General features: G+C 35.6%; 17 protein-coding genes. 5 read left to right on the forward strand and 12 right to left on the reverse strand.

The features are described 5' to 3' along the window. Window positions 1-10: 10 nt before the first annotated feature. A complete protein-coding gene (locus AC1W31_RS00515; protein ID WP_481732430.1) occupies window positions 11-3187 on the reverse strand; it encodes a SusC/RagA family TonB-linked outer membrane protein in 3177 nt (1058 codons plus the stop codon). Window positions 3188-4108: 921 nt separating this feature from the next. Here AC1W31_RS00515 and AC1W31_RS00520 point away from each other — a divergent pair. The 4 genes from AC1W31_RS00520 (at window position 4109) to xylA (ending at window position 13625) form a co-directional block, all read left to right on the forward strand. Further along, a complete protein-coding gene (locus tag AC1W31_RS00520; protein ID WP_481732431.1) occupies window positions 4109-7243 on the forward strand; it encodes a ligand-binding sensor domain-containing protein in 3135 nt (1044 codons plus the stop codon). Between the two features lie 111 nt (window positions 7244-7354). Continuing rightward, window positions 7355-8131: a response regulator transcription factor gene (locus AC1W31_RS00525; RefSeq protein ID WP_481732432.1), complete on the forward strand. Its 777-nt coding sequence runs from the start codon at window positions 7355-7357 to the stop codon at window positions 8129-8131. Between the two features lie 242 nt (window positions 8132-8373). Continuing rightward, the gene (locus AC1W31_RS00530) at window positions 8374-11928 is read left to right on the forward strand and encodes a CRTAC1 family protein (protein WP_481732433.1); all 3555 of its coding nucleotides are present in this window, start codon (window positions 8374-8376) and stop codon (window positions 11926-11928) included. Window positions 11929-12293: 365 nt separating this feature from the next. Continuing rightward, window positions 12294-13625, forward strand: coding sequence for a xylose isomerase (gene xylA / locus AC1W31_RS00535; protein WP_481732434.1), 1332 nt, complete (start codon window positions 12294-12296; stop codon window positions 13623-13625). Window positions 13626-13758: 133 nt separating this feature from the next. Here the strand turns inward: xylA and AC1W31_RS00540 are convergent, their stop codons facing one another. Then, window positions 13759-14775, reverse strand: coding sequence for a GntR family transcriptional regulator (locus AC1W31_RS00540; protein WP_481732435.1), 1017 nt, complete (start codon window positions 14773-14775; stop codon window positions 13759-13761). An 84-nt stretch (window positions 14776-14859) separates the two neighbouring features. On the opposite strand from AC1W31_RS00540, the gene AC1W31_RS00545 reads away from it, so the two are divergent. Further along, a complete protein-coding gene (locus AC1W31_RS00545) occupies window positions 14860-15357 on the forward strand; it encodes a Uma2 family endonuclease (protein WP_481732436.1) in 498 nt (165 codons plus the stop codon). An 82-nt stretch (window positions 15358-15439) separates the two neighbouring features. Here AC1W31_RS00545 and AC1W31_RS00550 read toward each other — a convergent pair whose 3' ends face one another. From AC1W31_RS00550 to AC1W31_RS00595, 10 genes are all read right to left on the reverse strand, one after another. Beyond that, on the reverse strand, window positions 15440-17785 hold the full coding sequence (locus tag AC1W31_RS00550) for a penicillin-binding protein 1A (protein ID WP_481732437.1): 2346 nt from the start codon (window positions 17783-17785) through the stop codon (window positions 15440-15442). 255 nt (window positions 17786-18040) lie between these two features. Continuing rightward, entirely contained in the window at window positions 18041-18847 is an 807-nt protein-coding gene (locus AC1W31_RS00555; protein ID WP_481732438.1) for a hypothetical protein, read from the reverse strand. 242 nt (window positions 18848-19089) lie between these two features. Continuing rightward, on the reverse strand, window positions 19090-19449 hold the full coding sequence (locus AC1W31_RS00560; RefSeq protein WP_481732439.1) for a hypothetical protein: 360 nt from the start codon (window positions 19447-19449) through the stop codon (window positions 19090-19092). 61 nt (window positions 19450-19510) lie between these two features. Beyond that, window positions 19511-20029, reverse strand: coding sequence for a hypothetical protein (locus tag AC1W31_RS00565; RefSeq protein ID WP_481732440.1), 519 nt, complete (start codon window positions 20027-20029; stop codon window positions 19511-19513). Window positions 20030-20064: 35 nt separating this feature from the next. Then, window positions 20065-21369 carry a hypothetical protein gene (locus AC1W31_RS00570; RefSeq protein ID WP_481732441.1) on the reverse strand — a complete coding sequence of 435 codons (1305 nt, stop codon included), beginning with the start codon at window positions 21367-21369 and terminating at the stop codon, window positions 20065-20067. A gap of 95 nt (window positions 21370-21464) precedes the next feature. Beyond that, window positions 21465-21806 carry a LytTR family DNA-binding domain-containing protein gene (locus AC1W31_RS00575; protein ID WP_481732442.1) on the reverse strand — a complete coding sequence of 114 codons (342 nt, stop codon included), beginning with the start codon at window positions 21804-21806 and terminating at the stop codon, window positions 21465-21467. A 117-nt stretch (window positions 21807-21923) separates the two neighbouring features. Then, window positions 21924-22640, reverse strand: a complete 717-nt coding sequence (locus AC1W31_RS00580; RefSeq protein ID WP_481732443.1) for a LytR/AlgR family response regulator transcription factor — start codon at window positions 22638-22640, stop codon at window positions 21924-21926. Window positions 22641-22712: 72 nt separating this feature from the next. Further along, window positions 22713-23873: a sensor histidine kinase gene (locus AC1W31_RS00585; protein WP_481732444.1), complete on the reverse strand. Its 1161-nt coding sequence runs from the start codon at window positions 23871-23873 to the stop codon at window positions 22713-22715. After that, entirely contained in the window at window positions 23866-24525 is a 660-nt protein-coding gene (locus tag AC1W31_RS00590) for a hypothetical protein (protein WP_481732445.1), read from the reverse strand. Before AC1W31_RS00590 ends, AC1W31_RS00585 begins: the two co-directional genes overlap by 8 nt. Window positions 24526-24539: 14 nt before the next feature. Then, the gene (locus tag AC1W31_RS00595; RefSeq protein WP_481732446.1) at window positions 24540-25304 is read right to left on the reverse strand and encodes a hypothetical protein; all 765 of its coding nucleotides are present in this window, start codon (window positions 25302-25304) and stop codon (window positions 24540-24542) included. Window positions 25305-25313 lie beyond the last annotated feature (9 nt).

A 25313-nucleotide genomic window follows, 5' to 3' on the forward strand; every position in this document is an offset into this window, starting at 1 on the left:
TAAGAAAAAATTAGAATCCTACGTTTAAACCAGCAGTAAGTGTTCTTGAAACAGGCATATAACCACCATCAAAACTCAATGTGTTATCATTTCCTGTTTGAATTTCTGGATTTAAGCCAGTGTATTTGGTGAAAGTTGCTAAATTTTGAACTTGAAGGTATGCTTGAACATTGGCAAAACCGATGGTATTAGCAATCCTTGAAGGCATTGTATAAGTCAATTGAATATTCTTGATTCTGAAATACGAACCTTTTTCAATGAAATAACTGGAAGGGCGGCTACTTACTTGATCGTTAGCATCCATGATTGGCACAGTACCGCCTTTATTAGTTGGTTGCCAAGCATCATACAAAGCACGTTTCGAGCGATTGCCTTGGAAAGTATTGAAATCAGAGAAATAACGAGTATAATTGAATACATCATTTCCTTGCGTTCCATTACAAAAAACAGTTAAATCAAATGCTTTATAGCCTAAAGTCAAACTTAAACCATATACAAAATCAGGGTGGGGATTTCCAATAACGGTACGGTCAGCATCATCAATTTTACCATCCCCGTTAATATCCGCCATTTTGAATTTACCCGCTTTATTGTAACCATCTGCATAAGGAGCCCAGGCTTTTGCTTCTTCGTCCGATTGAAAAATACCTAATACTTTATAGCCAAAGAAAGAAGAAATTGGTAAACCTGCTTGCGTTAAAGTAACGGCGGGAACACGAGAGCTATTTCCAAAATATTTTGTTGTTGGACTTTCATCTAATTTATCAACGGTATTGCGATACGTTGAATAATTCGCTCCCACGCTGTAACGAATACCACCAGCCGTTGAATTACGATAATTCAAACCAATATCTACCCCTTTATTAGTCATGGCGCCTACGTTGAAAGCCGCTGCACTGGCATCACCCGCCGTAAATGTATTCGGAATTGTGAATAGCATATCCGATGTTTTACGAGTCCACACATCAATTTCTACGGCAAGTTTACTTTTAAATAAAGAAGCATCTATTCCAACGTTTGAAGAAGTAGTGGTTTCCCATTTCGCTTTTGGATTACCGTAAGCCTGTGTATCATACCCAATTTTTGGGCTACTTGATGAACCGTCAATTGGATAACCAGCGTGAAAAATATCCGCACGGTAGGTTGTATAGGCGTTATAGTCACCAATTTTTTGATTACCCGTTTGTCCGTATCCAAAACGTAATTTCAAATCATCAATTACTGGAAGTTCATTTTTAATAAACCCTTCCTCTGAAAGTCTCCAACCTAAACTGAAGGCAGGGAAAACTGCGTTACGAGAGGCTTGTAAGAAACGAGAAGATTGGTCATTACGAAGAATGGCTTGGAACAAATATTTGTCTTTGTAACCATAATTCAGTTTCCCAAATTGAGAATATAAAGTATAATCTCTGAAAATATTACCACCGTTTGAAACCTTCGTTGGATCTCCTAAATCTAAATAACTGATAATTGGATTGGTTTCAAAAGCATAACCATTTCTGCTTGCACTGAATGCTTCACCTGTTTCTTTAATACTTTCTAAACCTACGTAAGCATCAAATTTGTGAACTTTATTGAAGGTTTTTGAATAAGAAAGCGTGTTTGTCCACGTCCATGCAAAGAAATAGCTATTGGTTGAAGTTGAACCATTATTAAAGCTACCTTCAATATATTCTGGATTGGCACGGCCGATGTAACGTCCACGATTTGTATTAATGTCCACGCCAAAACTTGTTTTAACTTTAAGGTCGGGAAGAATGTCATATTCAGCATATACGTTACCAAAAGCACGCAAGCGATACGTGAAATTATCCTGCTCACGAGATAGCGTTGCGTAGGGATTTGAGTTATTCCCTAAGTTTGCGCCACGGCTACCCGCAAAATTTCCGGCAATGTCGTAGATTGGAAGCAGCGGATGGTGTTTGTAAGAACCAGAAACAGCATTCTGTTCATCATTGTTACCAAAACCGCCTTTACGATTATCCAAGGATGCCGAGAAGTTTTCCCCCACGTGAAGACGTTTTTTCATGGCGGAGAATTCAGTATTTGCTCGAAGTGTATAACGTTCATATCCCACAAATTTCACAACTGATTCTTGGTTGAAATAACCCAAAGACAAGGCAAAACGACCATTTTCAGAACCACCAGTGGCCGATAATTGGTAATTTCTGATGGGTGCTGTACGAGTCAATTCGTTCCACCAATTGGTATCTGCTGCTTTTGTAATCGCATAGATGTTACTTGGCGTTAAAGAATATAACTTAGGGTCAACGGCCGCAGTTCCCTCTTTCCCCGCACTTGGGAAAACATAGGCAGGAATCGATACTTCACCGTTTGCTCCAAAAGTATATTGACCATGTGAAGGTGCTTTACCCGCATATTTATCCGCCAAATACAAATATGAACCTAACTCTTTTGCATTCAGTGCCTGCACATTCTCGGCGGTTGTTTGCGAACCTTGATACGTTGAAAAAGAAACCTTAACTTCTCCTGGTTTTCCTTTTTTTGTGGTAATAATAACTACCCCATTGGCAGCTCTTGAACCATAAATTGATGCTGATGAAGCATCTTTCAGAATTTGAATCGTCTCAATATCCATTGGATTCAAGTTTCCTTGACTTTCCGTTGGCACACCGTCAATTACGTAGAGAGGGTCGTTATTACCAATCGTTCCGAATCCACGAATCCTCACGGTTGCTTCACCTCCAGGCGTGGCATCGTTCACAACGCTTAATCCAGAAGCACGTCCCTGCATCATTTGTGCAAACGTGGTGGCTGGAACCGATTGTAAATCTTTTGCTTGGATGGTGGCAACGGCACCCGTAATATCTCGTTTAGATTGTGTACCGTATCCTGTTACAATTACTTCGGATAAATTGGCTACATCTTCTAATAAAGTAAGTGCGATATTAGACTGACTTCCTACTTTCAATTCTTGTGAAATAAACCCTACTGATGAAATTTGCAAAATGGCGTTATCATCTTTTACAGTAACCGAAAATTCTCCGTTGGCATTGGTTGTTGTTCCTGTAGTACTTCCTTTAATAATTACTGAAGCGCCTGGGATTCCTTGCCCACTGGGTTTGTCAGTAATTTTTCCTATTACTTTTTTATTTTGAGCAAATGTACTGAAGCTCAAAAACGCAAGTAACAAAAACATACTTTGTCGTAAATGTTTGTTTTTCATAAAAGTTAGATTTGAATTTAAAAAATGTGAAAATTGGTAAAATCGTTTGATTAGCGTATTTATAAACTACAACCTGAGCTGAAAGAGGCTCATTTATCACGTAGATAATAGGCCAAGAATACCGGAAAAGTTGTTAGTTTTTAGAATATTACTAATTTTTAATTATCAATAAATGATGATTGTGATAGCTTAATTCTTGCATTTGCGAGTGAAATGAGTAATGAGTGCAGAGATTGACCTTAGATTTTTGTGTTAGCGTGTAACCAAAATTTTTAGCAGATTTCGTAGTATAGTAGCATGATAGGATTTTTATATAAAGGCTACTTAATACTGATTTTCCACATTCAAAGCTTTTACAAAACCGAATATCACAATGCACGAAAGCGTAAAAATTATATTGGTTTATAAGTGAAGGGTAAATGGTTTTTTAATATGGCTTGTCTTTATTATATTCATTTAGAGCTATTTATTCTTAAAATAATCATACAAATTTAAGATTATAAATTGTTTAATATTATTCATTTTGTATCATTATTTTGTTAAAATGTTTCACTTTATGGTGATTTAATAATATATTTTACATTTAATAGTACCGTGTATTAACTAAGTATTTTTTAGTCAAATACTTAGAAGAAATGCGGGGTCAATAATGACCCCGTTTTCTTTAAAATACCCAATCTTATTTGTTATTAAGGTTTTTAGAGGTGCTTTAAAAGTGTATATTAAATAACTATTCAAATAATAATTTGTGATTTAATTAGCTGATTTGAATTGAATGCAAAATTAGATTTAGTTTTATACATAATTGATTCAAAAAGTATCATTATTTCAACAAAATGTTTCACATAATCTGGTTTGGTTCTTATTTTTATAACTTTATATTGCCAAGAATAAGACCCGTATAATTAACTCATCATCCTCTTGAAAAGTAAAAAACATAACCTAACGATTTTGCTTTTTGTAGCAACCATAACTTTCTCTTCCTTCATTACGATTGCTCAACCTTATTTTTTTAGACATTATCAAGTTGAAAATGGGCTTTCAAACAACGCAATTTATTGTAGTATTCAGGATAAAAATGGTTTTATGTGGTTTGGTACAAAAGATGGATTAAACCGTTTTGATGGCTATTATTTTAAAACATTTAAGATAAATAATGCCAAAAATTCCTTAGTTCCAGACTTGATATATTGTATATTGGCGGATAAAAAAGGGACTTTGTGGGTGGGAAGTTCTAAGGGATTATGTTTCTACGACTATCAAAAAGAATCGCTGATAAGTGTGATAGATTCACTCAAAGAAATCAATTCGATTCAAATAGATAATAGTAACCAAATTTGGTTTATTTCTTACGCTACTTTGTTTCGCTATAATCTGCAAACTAAAAAACTGATAAAATATCCAACCTCTGTTTATTTTCCTGCTTCTTCTATCTCTTTGGATACGAAAGGGCAAATTTGGGTAGGTACAAAAGATGGTTTTTTGCAAAAGTTTGATGCTAAAACGGATACATTTAAAGGCTATCATGTTTTTGCACATTCACTAAAAACCTCATCTCAAGTTATCCAAAAAATTTATTGCTTAGGTACTGAAACGGTGTATGTAGGAACTGTCAATCAAGGATTAAAGAAATTTGATATTCCTTCTGAAACCTATCAAGATATTTTGACAATTAATGCAGCCAAAAGCATTATCCACGTGCGTGATATTAAACAATATTTTGGCAACGAATTATGGCTTGCCACCGAGTCGGGTATTTTTATCCTGAATACTTCAACGAATCAATCTATCAACCTCAAAAAGAAATTTCTTGACCCTTTTTCGCTCACGGATAATGCTGTTTATTCGATTTGTAAAGACAATGAAGGAAGTATTTGGGCGGGAACGTTCTTTGGAGGAATTAATTATTATTCAAAAAGAAACTCTTTATTTGAAAAGAAATTTGCGGATAATTCCAAAAAGTCACTCAGTGGCAACGTAATTAGGGAAATTTGTCCTGATAAATTTGGGAATATTTGGGTAGGAACAGAAGATGCTGGTTTGAATAAACTGAATCCTAAAACGGGGGCAATTACGCAATTTATCCCCGATGGGAAAAAAGGAAGTGTGGCTTATTCCAATATTCAAGGACTTTTGAATGTTGGGAATGATTTATGGATTGGTACTTTTGAACATGGGCTTGATATTATGGACATCGAAACTGGCAAAGTGAAAAAACATTTTAACGCTGGGCCGGGCAAATATGATTTAAAAAATAACTTTATTGTAAACATATTTCAAACCAAATTAGGACAAATTTTTGTTGGAACGGCCAATTCTTTGGTAAAATATAATGTAAAAATGGATGGTTTTGAACTTGTAACCGAACCATCCATCAATCATTTTACCAGCTCAATATTGGAAGATAGTTTCGGAACAATTTGGTTTGGGACCGACCGAGGGGTCTATTACTTCAATCCACGTACGAAAGCAAAAGGGTATTTATTCAATGACCCTAAAAACCCGAATTCTCTTACCAATAATAACATCAATACGATTCTTGAGGATAGTAACCATTGTTTGTGGTTTTCGACAGAGGGGGGTGGACTTTGTAAACTTAGTCGAGATAGAAAAACACTCACTTCGCTAACCATGAAAAATGGATTGCCGAGTAATTTTGTGGTGAAGGTATTGGAAGATAATAAAAAGACTTTATGGATTGCTACTTCCCGTGGATTGGCGAATTTTAATCCAGCAAATAATAGCGTTGTAACCTACTATACCAAAGATAATGGCCTTTTGAGCGACCAATTCAATTATAATTCTGGGTATAAAGATGCCCAAGGAAATATGTATTTTGGCAGTATCAAAGGAATGATAACCTTTAATCCTAACGATGTTTTAAAGGAAATTACATCGGCACCCATTTTTATTACCGATTTCAGCGTAGAAAATAAAGAACAGGAAATTGGCGACGAGAATTCTTTCTTGAAAAAATCTATTCTATATACCGACGAAATTACCTTACCCCACGATAAATCTTCTTTCAATATTGATTTCACAACCCTAAGTTTTACTTCTCCTGAAATGACCATTTTTAGTTATTTCATGGAAGGGTTGGACAAAGAATGGACCGAAATAAAGCCCAATCGCAAAGTCTATTTTACCAGTTTGTCGCCAGGAGAATATGTTTTCAAATTAAGAGCCTCCATCAATGGTAATTGGAGTAAAAAAGATAAATGCTTGACAATCATAATTTTACCTCCGTGGTGGGCAACTTGGTGGGCGTTTATTTTTTACGGAATTGTCATGGCCATTTTGATTTACTATTTATTTTCAAGTTATCATACCATCATTGAAGATAAAAAAGAGAAGGAGATTTATGAAGCAAAGATTGATTTTTTTACGAATTTAGCCCACGAAATTAGAACGCCTTTGACGTTGATAAAAGGCCCCATCGAGAATCTTTTGGAACAAATGGACGAGGTGCCTCAAATAAAGCAAGATGTCGTTTTGATGGATAGAAATACCAATCGGTTGATTGCCTTAGTAACCCAGATTTTGGATTTTAGAAAGGTAGAATCAAAAAGTTTTAGCCTTGATTTTGTGAAAGTAAATGTGACAGAATTGCTGCACGAATCATATCTGAACTTTACTTCATTGACTAAAAAAAGAAAAATCAATTATACCATTAGTTGTCCTCCGAATGATATCTTTGCCTTTGCTGATGAAGAAGCACTGAACAAAATTTTTAGTAATCTTTTTAATAATGCCGTAAAATTTGCCCATCAGAAAGTGGCGATTAGTATGTTGCCCATAAGTCAAAATTCTACCCACCTTATCATTGAATTTGAGAACGATGGATTGAAAATTCCGCTCGAAATGAAGGAGAAAATTTTTGAACCTTTCTATCGATTAAAGGAATCCAAACAAGAAGGAACGGGTATTGGTTTGGCGCTGGCAAGGTCGCTAACGGAACTATTAAATGGCGATTTGTATTTGAAAGAAACCGACGATAACTCAATTGTATTTGTGCTTAATTTGCCAATTTACCCATTAAAGGAAAGTAGTGAATAATACGTTTTGTTATTTCGGTAAATTTCAGTAACTTTTTGAAAATCAAGGATAAAATTTGTAATTTTTATTCTAAAATTAAAAAAACTTAAACTCTAACAAACTATTTTAGCTATGCTGCCAATTATTTTACTCGTGGATGATAATGAAGAAATTCTTGAATTTTTAGAGAGAATACTGAAATCAAAATACACAATCGCCAAAGCTAAAGATGGACAAGATGCCTTGACGGTTTTGGATAAAGAGACGGTGCAATTAGTGATTTCTGACGTGATGATGCCCATAATGGATGGCTTTGAATTGTGCCGAAGAATGAAATCGAATTTTGAATATTCACACATTCCTGTGATTCTTTTAACGGCAAAAAATAGTATTCAAGCCAAAGTAGAAGGACTCGAATTAGGGGCGGATGCTTACATCGAAAAACCATTTTCTAAAGAACATCTTCAAGCCCAAATTGCCAGCTTGTTAAACAACAGAAATATTATTCGTGAGTATTTTGCGAGTTCTCCGCTGATTCACATTAAAAGTATGGCTCACTCAAAATCAGATGAATTATTTTTAGAAACCCTTCATGAAACCATCAATCGAAATTTAGAAGATACGGATTTGGACGTTGAGAAATTGGCTCAAATTATGAATATGAGTCGCATCACCTTATATCGAAAAATCAAAGCTATTTCAGTCTTAACGCCCATCGAATTAATCAATATTACCCGCTTGAAAAGAGGCGCTGAACTATTAGCGGAGGGAAATTATAAAATTTTTGAAGTCTCGTATATGGTTGGATTTAGCTCTCAAAGCAATTTTGCCCGAAATTTTCAAAAACAATTCAACATCACGCCCTCGGAATATATGAACTCGAAACAATTAGAGTGGGAGAGGCGATAAGAGAGTTTGTGATTTCAAACTTTTGTTTTATCAAGGTGTAAAAAGAAGCCTTTCCTTAAAGCAAAGGCTTCTTTTTACACATTACCAAATCTTGAATTAGCATTCTTTTTTGCTTACTGATCACGTCCCACTAAATTTTACGGCACTTCCCTCATAAATATTATAGAATTTACATAAAATCATGTTAAATTTATAGTTAATTTCCCTGAAAAACTAATACAATTTTTGTAAATTATCAATCTATGACTGCTAAGTATTTGCCTTTTTTGTTATTAATCTCTTCTTTATTTCTGTACTCGTGTGGGAATGATACGGTCTTTACAAAACTGCCCGCCGAAGAAACCAACATCACTTTTTCAAACAGAATTACCGAATTAGACACCATGAATGTGCTTACGTTTGAGTACGTAAATAATGGCGGAGGTGTAGCCTTGGGCGATTTCAACAACGATAAATTAGTCGATGTTTATTTTACTGGTAATCAAGTAGATAACAAATTATACCTGAATAAAGGAGACTTTAAATTTGAAGATGTTTCCAAAAAAGCCAACGTTGAAGCCCAAGGAAAATGGTGTTCGGGCGTTGCTTTGGTGGACATCAACAATGATAAATTATTGGATATTTATGTCAGTGCAACCGCTAAAAAAATAGCTTCAGAACGGGCAAATATGCTTTATGTGAATCAAGGAGTGGGAAAAGATGGTGTGCCAATTTTCAAAGAAATGGCTCAAGAATACGGCATTGCTGATACTACGCATACCACAAATTCCGTGTTTTTTGATTATGATAATGACGGAGATTTGGACTTATATGTACTCGTAAATGAGATGGACGATAACCGTTTCCCGAATAAATATCATGATAAAATAGTAGATGGCTCGTCAAAACGAACCGATAGATTATACCGTAACGATTTCTCTAAAGCACTTAATCACCCCGTTTATACAAATGTTAGCAAAGAAGCAGGAATCTTGATTGAAGGCTACGGATTGGGCGTAAATATTACGGATATTAACCGTGACGGCTGGAAAGATATTTATGTTACGAATGATTATTTGACGAATGATTTGCTGTACATTAATAACAAAAATGGCACCTTTACCGACCAAGCCGAAGCATATCTAAAACATACTTCCTATTCAGCGATGGGAAATGAAATTGAGGATTTGAATAACGATGGTTTGGTCGATATTTTGGCGGTTGATATGATGCCAGCCGACAATTATCGCAAGAAAATGATGACCTCTGCCAACAATTATTTGGGATATCAAAATAACGAAAAATATCATTATAATTATCAATATCCACGCAATACTTTGCAGGTAAATCAAGGGGTAAATCCTAAGACAGGAAACCCTGTTTTTAGTGAAATGGGTTTATTGGCGGGCATTGCCGAAACCGATTGGAGTTGGACACCGATGGTAACGGATTTTGATAATGATGGTTTCAGAGATATCATTATTACCAATGGTTTTCCCAGAGATATTACCGACCAAGATTTTATGGTTTATCACGCCGAAATGGCCAATTTGATGGGGCCAATGATGCTTTTGCCATCAATTCCAGCGGTGAAAATTTCAAATTACGCCTTTAAAAATAAGGGTGGCTTAAATTTTGAAAACGTAACAAAAGATTGGGGAATGGACACGCCAAGTTTTTCAAATGGTGCGGCTTATGCTGATTTGGACAATGATGGCGATTTGGATTATGTGGTTAATAATATCAATGATTCGGCTTCGGTTTATCGTAATAATTCTATTCAAATGAAACCCGAAGAGAGTAATTATTTGCGAGTAAAATTGAACGGTTTGCAAAATAATATCAACGGAATTGGGGCTTTTATTGAGATTTCTTACGATAAAGGGCAACATCAAATTTACGAAAATACACCTTATCGTGGTTATCTTTCAACCATCGAAAATGTGGCGCATTTTGGTTTAGGAAAAATTAAAAAAATTGATGAAATAAAAGTGACTTGGCAAAGCGGCAAATATCAAATTTTAAAAAATGTGGATGTTAATCAAGTCTTGGTTATTGATGAAAGATTGGCGGTGAGTAGTCAGCAGTTGGCAGTTGGTAGTCGGCAGTTGACGGTATTTTCAGATATAAGTGATTCACTGTCAATTAATTATGTTCATCAAGAATTAGATGCCATTGATTTTAATATTCAGAAATTATTACCCCATAAACTTTCTCAATTTGGTCCTTCACTTGCCGTTGGCGATGTAAACGGGGATGGACTGGAAGACGTTTTTATTGGTGGTTCATCAAAATTTAAGGGTACTTTTTTACTTCAAAATAAAGCAGGAAAATTTACAAAATCTGATTTGATTTTGGGTGAAACCGATGCCACAAAATTGGCGGAAGATATGGGCGTACTCCTTTTTGATGCTGACCTCGATGGCGACCTTGATTTATACGTAGTTGGTGGCAGTAATGAACTTCCCAAAGAATCACTTGAATATCAAGACCGTTTTTATGAAAATGATGGAAAAGGTCATTTTACGCAAAATAAAGCGGCTTTACCCCAATTTTTAAAGAGTGGTTCGTGCGTAAAAGCCACCGATTTTGACCATGATGGCGACTTAGATTTGTTCGTGGGTGGGCGCATGGAAGTGAATGCTTATCCAACACCCGTGAGTAGTTTTATCTTACGAAATGATTCAAAAAATGGACTTCCGAAATTTACTGACGTAACCCAACAAGTTGCCCCAAATCTCAAAAATATTGGTTTGGTTTGTGATGCCCTTTGGACGGATATTGACAATGACGGTTGGATGGATTTGATGTTGGCGGGCGAGTGGATGCCCATTACGATTTTGAAAAATGCGAAAGGAAAATCGTTTTCTCCAAGTGCAACAGAATCGTTGGGGAGTAAGGTAGGTTTTTGGAATAGTTTGACGGCGGGAGATTTTGATAATGATGGCGACATGGATTATATCGCTGGTAATTTGGGAACGAATACGCTCAACCAAGCTTCTGACGAATACCCTGTAAGTGTTTACGCAAAAGACTTTAACGGAGATGGAAATTTTGATGCAATTCCAACCGTATTTTATCACGATAAAGAAGGTAAACGCATGGAAGTTACCTTTCACGGGCGGGATGATTTGGCAAAACAAATGAATACAATTCGTAAGAAATTTGATAACTATCAGAAGTTTGCCAACGCTGGGATTAAGGATGTTTTATCAGCCGAAGAACTGAAAGATGCGTTTATATTGAAGGCTAATTATTTAAAAACCAGTTATATAGAAAATTTGGGTGAAGGAAAGTTTAAAGTTTCAGCCTTACCCATGCAGACACAAACTGCTCCCATAAACGGAATGTTAGTGGAGGATTTTGATGCCGATGGAAACCTCGATGTTTTGATGGTAGGTAATGATTACGGAAATGAAGTTTCGGTGGGGCGTTTGGATGCTTTTAATGGTTTGTTATTGAAAGGAGACGGACTTGGGAATTTCAAACCAGCCACACTTTCGGAGAGTGCTTTTTGTGTTTCGGGAGATGCAAAAGGCTTGGTGAGAGTAACAAATTCTAACGGAAATCCTTTGATAATGGCAACCCAAAATCGGGCAGATTTAAAAACTTTTGGTGGCATAAAATCCTTAGTAACTAAACCATTGAAAACCAACGATGCCGTAGTTTTTGAGCATCTAAAAAATGGAAAAACTCGTAAAGTAGAAGTGGGTTATGGTACTTCATTTTTATCGCAATCTTCAAGAAGTATTTTACTTTCTCCAAACGTGAAATCGGTGGAAGTGGTTGATTATCAGGGAAAAAAGAGAGGATTATAGAATGAAATTTGATTGGGGAAATTTCCGAAACAATATTCATTGCTGGTTTAATCCATCACGGAGTTATTTCAGGAAGTAGAAATATATGTTTGGGAAACTTCCCGAAAGTTATTTCTACTTTCGGGAAGTTTAAAATATTATAAATTCAAAAGGTCGTTGAAAATCTAATTCAATGACCTTTTTTGATGTTATCCACAGGCTAAGTTTTCTACCAACATTATTCATGAAAAATAGTATTATACTTATCCAAATTAAGATTTTATACAATTAATTTTGCTTTTCATATAGGTAATAATACTTTTGTAGTAATTTTATAGAACAGTATAGAACACTTTAAAACTAAACATTCAATATTTTCAAAATAAATGGCAAATTTAACATTAGGAGACAAAGAATATTTTCCAGGAATTGGAAAAATTCAGTTCGAGGGAAGGGAATCAGATAACCCAATGGCGTTTAAATGGTATGACGAAAATCGTATTATTGGCGGCAAGACCATGAAAGACCAATTGCGTTTTGCAACGGCTTATTGGCATACTTTCTGTGGAACGGGCGCTGATCCATTTGGACCTGGAACAAAAGCATTTCCATGGGATGCAAAAAATGAAATTGTGGGTCGTGCGAAGGATAAAATGGATGCCGCTTTTGAATTTATGACAAAAATCGGTACGCCTTTTTACTGTTTCCACGACATTGATTTGGTGGATGAAGGAAGTTCGTTGTCGGAATACGAAGGTAATTTGCAAGCCATTGTTGATTATGCCAAACAAAAACAAGCGGTAAGCGGCGTGAAATTATTGTGGGGAACTGCCAACGTATTCTCGAATCCGAGATATATGAATGGTGCTTCAACCAATCCAGATTTCAGCGTTTTGGCTCATGCAGGTACGCAAGTAAAGAATGCGATTGATGCAACCATTGCTTTGGGTGGCGAAAATTATGTCTTCTGGGGTGGTCGTGAAGGGTATATGTCATTATTGAATACTGACATGAAACGTGAAAAAGAGCACTTAGGACGCTTCTTGACGATTGCTCGTGATTATGCTCGTAAGAATGGATTTACGGGTAAATTTTTCATCGAACCAAAACCTTGTGAGCCAACCAAACACCAGTATGATTATGATGCTGAAACGGTGATTGGTTTCTTGAAAGAACATGGTTTAGAGAATGATTTTATGTTGAATTTGGAAGTAAATCACGCTACTTTGGCGGGTCATACTTTCCAACACGAATTGCAAGTTGCGGCTGATACGGGAATGTTAGGTAGCATTGATGCAAACCGTGGAGATTATCAAAATGGCTGGGATACAGACCAATTTCCGACAAATTTGAATGAATTGGCAGAATCAATGTTGATTATTTTAGAAGCAGGTGGAATTACGCAAGGAGGTATCAATTTTGATGCAAAAACTCGTAGAAATTCAACTGATTTAGATGATATTTTCTTGGCTCATATTGGTGGAATGGATGCTTTTGCAAGAGCGTTAGTCATTGCAGATGATATCTTAAAAAAATCGCCTTACAAAAAACTTCGTACCAACCGTTACGCTTCTTTTGATGCGGGAAAAGGGGCTGATTATGAAGCTGGTAAGTTGACTTTGGAAGATTTAAGAGCCTTCGCTTTTGAAGCAGGAGAACCAAAACAAACCAGCGGAAAACAAGAGATGTTTGAGAATATTATTAATCAGTATATTTAGTAGTTGATGATTGTCATTGCGAGTACAACGAAGCAATCTGTTAGTAAAATAGGAAAGGTATTAGAATGCCTTTTCACTAATCCAACAGGTTGCTTCACTGCGTTCGCAATGACACCATTTGAAGCTCAACTCATCAAAGTGACCCTCTCACAATCAATTTACAATCACTGGCAATTTTCCCTTTTTGTCGGCTATGAACCAACTTTCCCGCTAATTTACCCATTTGAACAAAATCATTGGAAATCGTAGTGATGCCACTATCATCCAAAATTTCCTTGATGGGCGTATCATCGTAAGATAAAAGTCCAATATTTTCCCCCAATTTCAAGCCCTTTCGATTGGCGTAATTTACAAAACGTACCAAGTCATTTTCTAAGAATAAAAAGTAAGCATGGCCTTCTTCCAAATGGTCGAATTGGAGGTTATTTACCACTTCATGTTTAATATTATGATCTTTGCAAAATCGTTTAAAACCCTTCAAAATACCCTTTGGCGTGTATTGAAACTGGTTTTTACTCAAAAACAAGGTCAGACTTTCATACTTTTCAATCATGGGCAAAGCATCACTTAAACCTTGATAAAAATTGCGTTCAAAATCTTGATAAAGCACAGCGTAGGTATTGTCTAACTTGTCCACATCAATATCCAAAATCAATAATTTTTCTTTCGGAATTTGTTTAATGATTCCATAAATATCTTCGTTAAAATGAGGCATAATGATGTAGAAATTATAATTGCCGAGGTTGTTGACAATTACATTTTCAAAAACCGTTAAGTCGTGATAATGAAAGAAAAGATGGATAGAAACTTGGTCGCCCAATGATTCTTTTAAAGCTTGAAAAAGGATTTCTTTATACGAATTCATAGCATCGAATAGCACAAAAACGTGCATCGTTGCTTGTACATCGGTGGAAGTTATAAAATATCCTTTTCCGTGTTGAGAAGCCACAATTCCCCTTTCACGCAACTCTTCATAGGCACGAATAGCCGTCATGCGAGCAACCTTCAATTGACCTGTTATTTCATTGATTGTGGGTAATTGGTCTCCTCTTTTCAGAATACCTTGTTGGATTCGTTCAATAATTTCATCCACAATCTGTTGGTACTTAGGTGTTTGGGCGTTGGATTTTATGTTTAGTGATTTTTTCATAAGAGGATTTCTTGCCCTTAAAGTTACGGTGTTTTGGTGATTAGTATATGATTTTTCGTATATTTGAAAAAAACGAAAACGCTTATGGAATTAGTGACAGAAAACGTAGCCGAAGAAAGAGAACTGACTCCCTACGAAATTGAACGAGATAAACCTATGCCCAGCAGAAACCACGGAAAATTACAAATGCGTATTGGAAGATTACTTTTGAATCAATACGAAAATCGCTTTGATATTGTTTCAGAACCAACCTTACAAATGCTTGAACGTCCAAGAGTCCCAGATTTAGCTTTTTTCAATGTTCAAGAAAGTGATTGGTTTGATGATGAAACTAAAATTACAGAAGTTCCACAGGGAGTAATTGAAATTCTTTCTCCAAGTCAATCTGAGCAAGAATTAATTTCTAAATTTCTTCCATATTTCAATTTGGGCATTAAAACGGTTTGGCTTGTAGTGCCAGTCTTCCAAACAATTTATATTTTTGATACTCCTCGAAGTTATCAAACATTCACCCTTGCCAATCCAATATTAAAAGATACCCTTCTCGATGTTGAATTAGATTTGAATAAAATTTTTGCATAAATTTTGTTTTGATAAAACAAAATAAACCCACAATTGGTCACGCTCAATTGTGGGTTTATTTATATAGAGTAATAGGAATTTCTTACTTCAAAAATCCTTCCTCGTCTTCCTTTGGTTTGGTGGCTTGTTGTTGAACACCCGTTGAATCTGTAACGATATACGAACTATTGCAACCCAAATCTGCTCCGTTTGGCTTTCTGAAAGGTTCTTTTTTAAATCCTGCAATGGCTAAAGATTTATCGGCATATACCATATCCATGAATTTTCCGTAGGCAGGCATGGCCATTCTTGAACCCTGTCCGAGAGCGAGACTACGGTAGTGAATGCTTCGGTCGTCGCCACCAACCCATACGCCAGCCACCAAACTTTGGGTTACGCCCATAAACCAACCGTCTGAATAATTGGAAGTTGTACCCGTTTTGGCTCCGATGTCGTTGCCTTTTGTGCAGTTGTATCTATTCAAACCTTGGGCCGTTCCGCCGGGTTCTTGAATTGCGCCTTTCAGCATATACGTCATTTTATAAGCAGTTTCCGAACTGATAACTTTCTTGGAAGTTGTTTCAAAACGTTTCAATTCATTGCCATTTTTATCTTCAATTCTTAAAATCAAAATCGGGTCGATTCTTTCGCCTTCATTCATGAAGGTACAATAAGCTGCCACTTGTTCATAAACTGACACTTCACTGGCTCCCAAACACAGGGCGGGCGTTTCATTCAACTGACTTTGAATGCCCATACGATTGGCAAATTCAGCCACGGCATGAGGCTTTAATTGCTTCATTAATTTTGCCGAAATAGAATTAATTGAAAGTCCCATGGCATGGCGAAGGGTCATGCTGGCATAAGAATAATGTCCTTCCGAATTCTGAGGAGTCCACGTTTTTCCCGTCAAACCATCTTCTTGTCCAAACGTTACGGGTTCGTCCACTACATTATCACATAAATCTGCCACGCCATTTTCCAAAGCTGCCGCATAAACAAAAGGCTTGAAAGTTGAACCTGGCTGACGTTTCGACTGACGAACGTGGTCAAATTTGAAGAATTTGAAATTAATTCCACCAATCCAAGCCTTCACGTGTCCGTCGTTTGGATTCATGGCCATAAAGCCACAATTCAGAATTCTTTTGTAGTAATTCATCGAATCTAAAGGCGATAGCGTGGTGTCCTTGTCACCTTGATAAGAAAAAATGGTCATTCTTACAGGCGTTTTTAATATTTTCCACACCGCATCTTCATCACCATTTAGTTCTACCATCAAAGCTTTATATCGTTGCGTTCGTTTCATGGCATCTTTCAAAAATCCCTTGATTTCGTGCATATTTTCATCTACCCAAGGATTACGCCCTTTCCAGTGCGCATAAAATTTTTTTTGTTGGTCTCTCATGTGATTGTCTAACGACACTTGAGCGTAGGCTTGCATTCTGGAATCGATGGTCGTATAAATTCTCAAACCACTGGTATAAAGATTCAATTTATCGGCTTCATCACGGGTAGAATTAATATCGGCGATAACGGCTTGTAATTGTTTTTTGAGTGATTCACGCAAATAAGGAGCTTCGCCGGTATTTTGATTTTCTACCTTAAAATTCAATCCTAATGTTTTTCCTTGCAAATCAACTGATTCTTCTTGAGAAATATATCCGTAACGATACATCTGACTCAAAACGACGTTTCTACGCACCATACAGCGTTCTGGATGACGGCGTGGGTCGTATAAAGAAGGATTTTGCAACATACCAATCAACGTAGCGGCTTCTTTTTCGGATACATTATTGATATTTTTGCCAAAATAAGTTTGACAAGCCACTCTGATTCCGTAGGCATTATTTCCGAATTCTACTTCATTCAGATACATCTTTAAAATTTCCTGTTTTGTATATCTACTCTCCAAACGAATTGCCAAAATCCATTCTTTTGTTTTGGCAATTAACGTTCTAATGAGCGGAATTTTTGCTAATATTCCTTTATAACTTTCGCCTTCTTCGGGGTCTTCTTCAACGGCTTGACGAGTATCAAAAAGGTTTTTGGCCAATTGTTGCGATAAAGTACTACCACCACCCGCACTACCAAGATGGATAATTACTCGGAAAGTTGAGCGTAAATCTATCCCTGAATGTTGCGTAAAACGAGCATCTTCCGTAGCCAGAAGCGCTTTGATAAGATTTGGAGAAAGTTCTTCGTATTCAACGGGAGAACGGTTTTGACGGAAATATTTCCCTAATTCTTCGCCATCTTCTGAATATAAAACCGAAGCAACCTGACTCTTAGGATTTTCTAACTCTTGTAGGCTGGGCATTCCTCCAAAAAGCCAAAAAAGATTGTATTGTACCGCCAAAATATATAATAAAAATGCCCCGAATCCAATGCCCGACCATTTCCATATTCTTGCGATAAGTATTTGATACTGACCTTTTTGTAATTTAAACATACTGTATTTTAGGTAAGGGAATATTAAATGTGGATGTTATGGAACGCACATCAACTGAATTACAAATTTATAAATATAATACGACAATTCTCATATTGACATATATTCAATATTGAAACGTTTTTTGGGGATTAAAATTATGGTAAAATCCGTTTGTCAGCAAATAGCAAAAAGGGATACTAATACGATAAAGTATTTGTAACCCTTTTGCTTTTGGCTCATTAAATTCCGCAGAACGTGGATATTGATGAAAATCTAATTACAATTCGTCAAGGTATAACGTTCTGTACTGCTAATTTTTGCATCATCCATTGAGGTAATTTCAGCAATAAATTCTTTAGAATCTAACTTGACACTGGTGACTTTTTCGGTTCCAGAAGAAACAAGTTTTCCATTACTATCTGGTTCAAAAGATTCATAAATTGTACCAATACCACCCTGATTTGCCGACCACGAATAGCCAGTTAGCACATCGTAGGGCAGATTATATTTACTCAATAATTGCTCTGGAGATTTGGCAACTCCCATCGGTTTGATTACTACTTCAAAATAAATACTGCCATCAAAGCCTTTAAAGCCCTTTTTAGTAGCAATCCCATTGGCATCATAAGTAAAATATTGAATCAAATCAGAATTTGGGTCGCCAGTTTCGTACGAAAAATAAATAATCCTGCCTGCTTCATCGTATTTCAAATTATTGGTGCCGCCATTGTCCGCTGCATCTTTAAAACTTACCTTCGAGATCTTTCCACTCGTGTAGGTGTACGTTTCTGATCCATTTTCTTTACCATCGAGTGTCCAAACTGATTTTGTGAGTAATCCTGCATTGTCGTAAGTGAAAGTATAAACATACTTACTAATCTTCCCCGACCCTGACCCATCAAATTCACGGGACATGGTGGCAACTTTCCCAGTGACATCGTAGGTATAAGTATGTTTGTTGCCATTTCCACGGTCGATTATAGATACTTTGCAAGTATCTGCGGGGGTAGTTACTTCATCTTTTTTGCACGAAAAAATGAGAAGTGAGATGGCGATTATTAGTAATTTTGTTGTTTTCATTCTGTTTGATATTTTACATTAGTTGAGATAAGCTGGGTTGTATTTATTGAATAAAACCATTTTTTTCTAATCCATAAAATCTCATTTCTAATTTTAGGTCTTGGGCTTGTTCTTCTGGCTTAGTTGTTTTCTGGTAGCTGTATTTTCGCCTTTGGTGTTTTTACTAATAACTCGGACGGTAGCTTGTTGGTGAAAATACCAACAAGGGCAGAAAGACTTTACTCTTGTCTTTGTTGAATTTTTTATACCTCACCCATGACGATATACTCACACCAATATTCATACGATATTCTATGTACCTCTACCTGTGTTGCCATTATCATTATGCGGGTTTTGGGAGCATAAACCGTTAAATCCATATCAATATTGGATATTACAAATGGTACTGAATTGCCTTCTGTACGATGTTCGGGCGTATCTAGATGATGAATTGAGGCAACTACCGTAGGTTTTGCAGTAAAATCTTGGTCAAGTATAATATCGGCAGTACGCATATAATAGTTGTCAAGATTATCAGGAGAAGGAACGTCTAATTTGTACCTTCCACTCATCATGACGGTATTTCCGACTTGTATTTTTCCTGTGATTGTGTTATTTGGCATTGTCTTGTTTGTTTAGATTGTTTAAAAAATTGATTAAGTAAACAGCCCTTGAATTAAAAAATTATAGTGGCTGAGGAATGCTCTTAATCTCAGCTACTTGACTGAGTATTATCCTTGCTAAAAGTTCATCTTTATGTTCATAAACTAATGGTGGGTTGCCTGGACCCATAGGTCTAATATTTACTAAATCATCCTCATTGAGTGCTTTTTCTAAAACATAATCACTGATTGTGTAAGGCATAGAAACATTTGTAACGGTTAGATTTATGTATGATTTTGGAAATATTGACCACCCTATATTTGTTCCGAGTTCTGCTATTTTTGTTAAGCCAACGTCTTCACCGAAAATAAAAGGGTAAGTTCCATCATCTGTGTCCTCAGGTTTATTGTCATTCGCAAACAATAATGCGTATAAACGATATGTGAGTCCTACCTCTTGCGGGCTAAATGTCATCAAAAAATTTAATGTAACACGCCTACAATTTTGAGGAGTAGCAGGAGTACCAAGGGAAACGGGAAATCCTAAAATTCTGGACTCTAAACCTCCAATACTAATTGTTAAATTTGTTATTTGTGCCATGATTTTGTTTGTTTAAATTATTTCGAAAATTGAAATTAATTACATTTATAAGTAAAAGTTCCTGTTGTTTTTGAACCTTCTGAGTAAGTAATTGTATATGAAGTAACATTCCCATTGACATCAGTTTTGTAATCATAGGTTCTTACGTCTGTCCCACTTTTGTAGGTTTTTATTAAGTATGTTCCCTTGTCAGTAAGAGAAAAGAATATTTTAAAATTAGGAAAACCTTTAAAACCTTTTGGATTAAAGACTGTTTCAGCATCTTGACCAAGCCAAAATATAGATGGGTAGTATTGTCCACGAGTCAATAATTCAAAATCATCATATTTAGCGTTGATATTTGTATATGTTTTTTCGATACTGGCTGGCACATAACCATATTTGATAGGCTGCCCATTAACATCATAATTCCATTCTTGTACATTTTTGCCATCAAGCGGAGCTGATTTTGTAACTAAACCCATTGCATTTATAGTATTTGTTCTGTTGTATGGGTCAGTCCACGAGGATAGTATTCCATTAGTAAATATGAATGTATCGGGAGTTGCACTTCCTGTAACAACATCTTTATAAACTACTTTTTTAAGTTTATCACTGGTTTCTGATTCGTATTCGTATGTACTGCTTCCAGATGATACTTTGCCATCGTTTGCAGTTTGTTTAATATCTTGTAAGATTAAACGTCCATTTTTATAGGTATAAGAACTCACTCTTTTGAAATTATCAGAAGCACTTTTTGAATTCATTTTTTCCCAAGCTATTTGTGTCAGAAAACCGTCATTATCATAGATATAAGCTATTTTAGTGTCAAGTAATTGTGTACTATTTTTTGATGTTCGTTTAGTTAATCTTTTCTCTGTATCGTATTCAAAGGTTTCATTAAGAATCCCATTTTGATCATTGACTGTTATGCTTGTCAACTGACAACTTTGAGCAACTGCAGGTTTCGTAACATTCACCTTATAAACCACCGTACCCCCATCCTCCGCCTTAACCGTATAACTCACCTCCTTAGAAAAATCCTGAGCCACACCCGTAGCTGGCGAAATGGTGGATTTATCCGAAATAGTAATGGTTGGTACTAATTTTGTTACATCCGTTGTAGCAGGTACGGTGGCAGTAATTGCCTTGGTAGTAGCATCAATCGTTGCATCCACCAAAGGGCTGAGAGCCGCAAAACTAAATTTGGTAATGTCTTTTGCCGTGCTTTTCACTGCTGGTGTTGTGGTAGTTGGGGTCGTTGTGACGGGTGTAGGCGTAGGTTCATCCTTTTTACAAGCAACCGCAATCATCATAATTGCCACATAGATTGATACTAAGGTTTTGGTAAGATTTTTCATGACACTATTTATTTAAAAATTAATTGAGAGATAATTAATACAAATTTTATCCTTAAATTCTTTTCTTCATATCCCAAATATTAGGGACATGAAAGTCAATTTTCACTCGCCATTGCATCCAAAGTACGTCTGAGTTCGCTCCGTTTACGTCTGGAAATGGACACACGAAAATCATTTGATAAAACCATAAATGGGTTTGTCTTATCCCAGTGTACTTCCTTGAAAAATTGGAGATTGACCAAATACGATTTGTGGGTTCTGAAAAAACCAATATCCGTAAATTGCCCTTCTACGGATTTGAGTGTGCGTGCGTAGGTAGTTTTACGGCCGTTCGTGAAATGGACACGGGTATAATTGGCATCTGCCGCTAAGAAAATAATTTCTTCGGGCGATATTCCATTCGTGGAATAGATAATATTGCGATTAAGATTTTCCATTGTTCATAAGGGATTATGAATCAAATTTGGAAAAAATCAGAAAACCAATAAACGGGAATTTGAATGTGGAGGATTTTGGGTAGAAAGTGGAGGAATAATGCGGGAAAGTGGAGAATGCTATCCCCCAATCAAATTCATCAAATCAGCCTTACGTCGTCGGGAAACGTCCAATTCTTTTCCATTCGATAACACAACACTGCCGCCATCGCCTTTCACGTACTCGTGGATATGTTGTAGATTGATAATGGTAGAGTGGTGAATCCTACAAAAATCATAAACCAAAAGCATTTCCTCGAAATCACCAATCGAACGACTTGTTACAATTGGCGGATTATCAATTAAATGCAGCTTTGAATAACTATTGTCCGACTCAATCCATAAAATATCTTGAATCGGAACAAACAACATTCCTTTAGGTGTATGAACAGTAATTTTATTATATTTTGCCTGTAATCTGGAATGTTTTAGGTTCTTTTCTTGTAGTTTCTGATTTAATCTTTCAACCGAATTTACCAACTCTTTTCTATCAACGGGTTTCAACAAAAAGTCAAAAGCACAAACTCTGAAAGCATCAACGGCATATTTTTGGTAGGCAGTCGTAAAAATAACTTCGGTGGAGGTCAGATTAGCTTTTTGTGCAAATGTGATACCGTTCATATTAGGCATTTCAATGTCCAAAAAAATAACATCAACGTCCATTCTATCAATTTCTCGAAGCGCTTCTTGGGGCAGCAGATAGGTTTTTACAACATTTAAAGAAGGCACAAACAGCTCAATTTTTGCCAAAAGAGATTCAATACAAGAAACTTCATCATCAATAATTATTGCGTTCATGGCATCTAAATTGTGATTGAGAGAGTTGTGATTTATTGAATTGTCGGACTCGTAAAATCACAAATCACTCAATCACAAATCACCAATAAATAAAGGTAATTTAATTTCCACTTTTGTTCCTTCTTCCAAATCACTCACAACGGTTTCCATTTTGCTTCCATAAATGGCTTGGTAAGTGTTTATTCGTTCCAAAGTAACATTGACACCCATCGATTTATGGCTTGCTTGTCGCTGTTCATTAATGACCGAAGAAGCCTTCCTTCCAACACCATTATCTTGAATTTGGCAAAACAAAATATCTTCTCCCGATTCATTCTTTATCTTCTTTAGAATAATCGAAATAAGTCCTTTTCGTTCAGTTAAATGCCTGATTCCGTGCAGGATAGCATTTTCAACAAAAGGTTGAAGTACCAACGATGGAATCTGATAATCGTTCGCAATCAATTCGGGTTCAACATCAAAATAAGACACAAAAGAATGAGCAAAACGCTCTTGTTCGAGTTCAATATAAAGTTTGAGCGTTTGAATTTCTTGTGCGATACTAATGGTTTGACTTTCAGAGTTTTCTAAGATTTTACGAATTAATTTTGAAAATTTTTGCAGATAATCCGAAGCCTCCAAAAACTTTTTCCTCAGAATATACGCATCAATCGTATTCATACAATTGAAGATAAAATGCGGATTCATTTGAGCCCGAAGTGCCTTAATTTCGAGTTCATGGCGGACGGATTGCAGGCGGAGTTGTTGGCGTAGGCGGATTAGGGATAGGAAATAGAAGATGACGCCTAATACTACTGAAATAACTAAAAACACAAACGGACTAAACCACCATTTTTCCCAAAAAACGGGTTCGATTGAAAAACTAACTTTTGCTCGATTGTTGTTTTTTAGGTTTATGAAAGTGAGTTCATAATTGCCTCCTGAAAGATTGAAGAAATTGACTGTGTTGTTTTCTACTCTTATTGTATCATAAATTTTGATTTTTTCATATAAAATACAAATCAAGTCTGGGTTAGGACTGACATCTTCTACTGATACCAATACATAAGTAGGAAGTGTAGGCAATATAATCTCTTTATTAATATCCCAAATGGAGTCTTTTCTTAGGATACCAATACGAGTTTTAAATTCGGTAATTTTAAGAACATCACTATCTTTTTGTAATAAACTATTTGAATAAGCCTCAAAAAAAACTGAGTAACATATTAAAAAAGAATAGATTTTATTACTCATTACTTTTAATTTTTTGGAGTAAATAAGAATGGATTAAAAGAGAAATGAGCATAAAGTAAGAGTAAATATCTCTTAAATGAACCCATAAAAAGACGTTATTAAGTGTTTCAAGTAAGTTTTTTTCCAAAAAAATATCTAACGTCTTAATAAAAAATTGAAAAGTTAAAATTAATGAAAAAAGTAATTTCATATCACTATCCATAAAATCATCTTTCTTGTTTGAAAATATATTTTTTGAAAAATAATATCCACTTGTCAGAGTTATAAATGAATTTATAATCAATGCTGATATATAATTATCATTCTTTTCAATATTTAGAATCCAATCCATTACTAAAATGGTAAGACTTAGCAATAATAAGAAAAAAATAATTTTCTTTTCTAACTTAATTTCTGAAAACTCTATATATAGTAATGAAAGAAAAGAAGCTTGGAAAAATGAATATAAATAACCTAATATAAGATTGTTACCTATGAAATAATAATAATAGTATGAAATACCGTTTAAGATTAATTCTGATACAAGGAAACCAACGAAAAGCCTTAATCCTATGGATAAATATCTCCATTTCCTCAAACCAAAAATAATTGGAATAAGTGGAAATGACTCCACAAAAATTGAAAAACCCAAATAGAATTTGTACGGAGTCATTTCATATATTTTAATTAGCAAACTCCAACAGGAGGACATTTTATCTCTGTATCGGCTTGAACATTTATTTTGAAATCAAAACCTATCACATTATCAGGGTGCAATGTAAAAGAAATTTTGCTACCCAAATCCTTATATCTGTTCAGTAATGACATGATTCTATTTTTACTAAATATATCTCCTTCATTATTGATAATACTTTTATCGCCATTAATAAAACCTCTCGGTATCAAACTCAAGGTATGTGGAACTGAAAAGGAAGCTAAAACAACTTCATTATCAATGCTATTCCTTGATATTACATCAGACGGGTCTATAAATTTCAAACAATCCTGCCAGTCTCTTTTTGGTTTTCCTCGATTACTAATAGCAATTCCTAAATCAACATAAGCAACGTTATCTGTTTCAACTTCAACCGTCATAAGAGGACCTATCGCAGTTTTAGTTTTTTCTTTTTTGATAGTTCTTACTCTGAAATAAGCTCTCTTATTGTGGTCATTTTGTGAAAAAGCAATACAAAAAACAAAAGCATAAACTTCGTAATCTTTCGAAATCCAAGTCTTTTCCACCATATTTCCTGTACTATCATTATAGTATTGCATTCCTTTTGATAAATAGTCCCAGCTTTTTCTTGAAATGAAAAATGGAGGTTGGTTTGGAAGCTTTGTTAGAAACTTCCTAATTCTTTGGTTGGAATCTCTCTGTTCAATGGGGTTTGTTAATTCACGTAACCCTTCGTTAGTGATTGAAGATAAATCTGGAAAATTTGTAACAATCATCTTAATAAG

Source organism: Arcicella sp. (assembly GCF_964672035.1).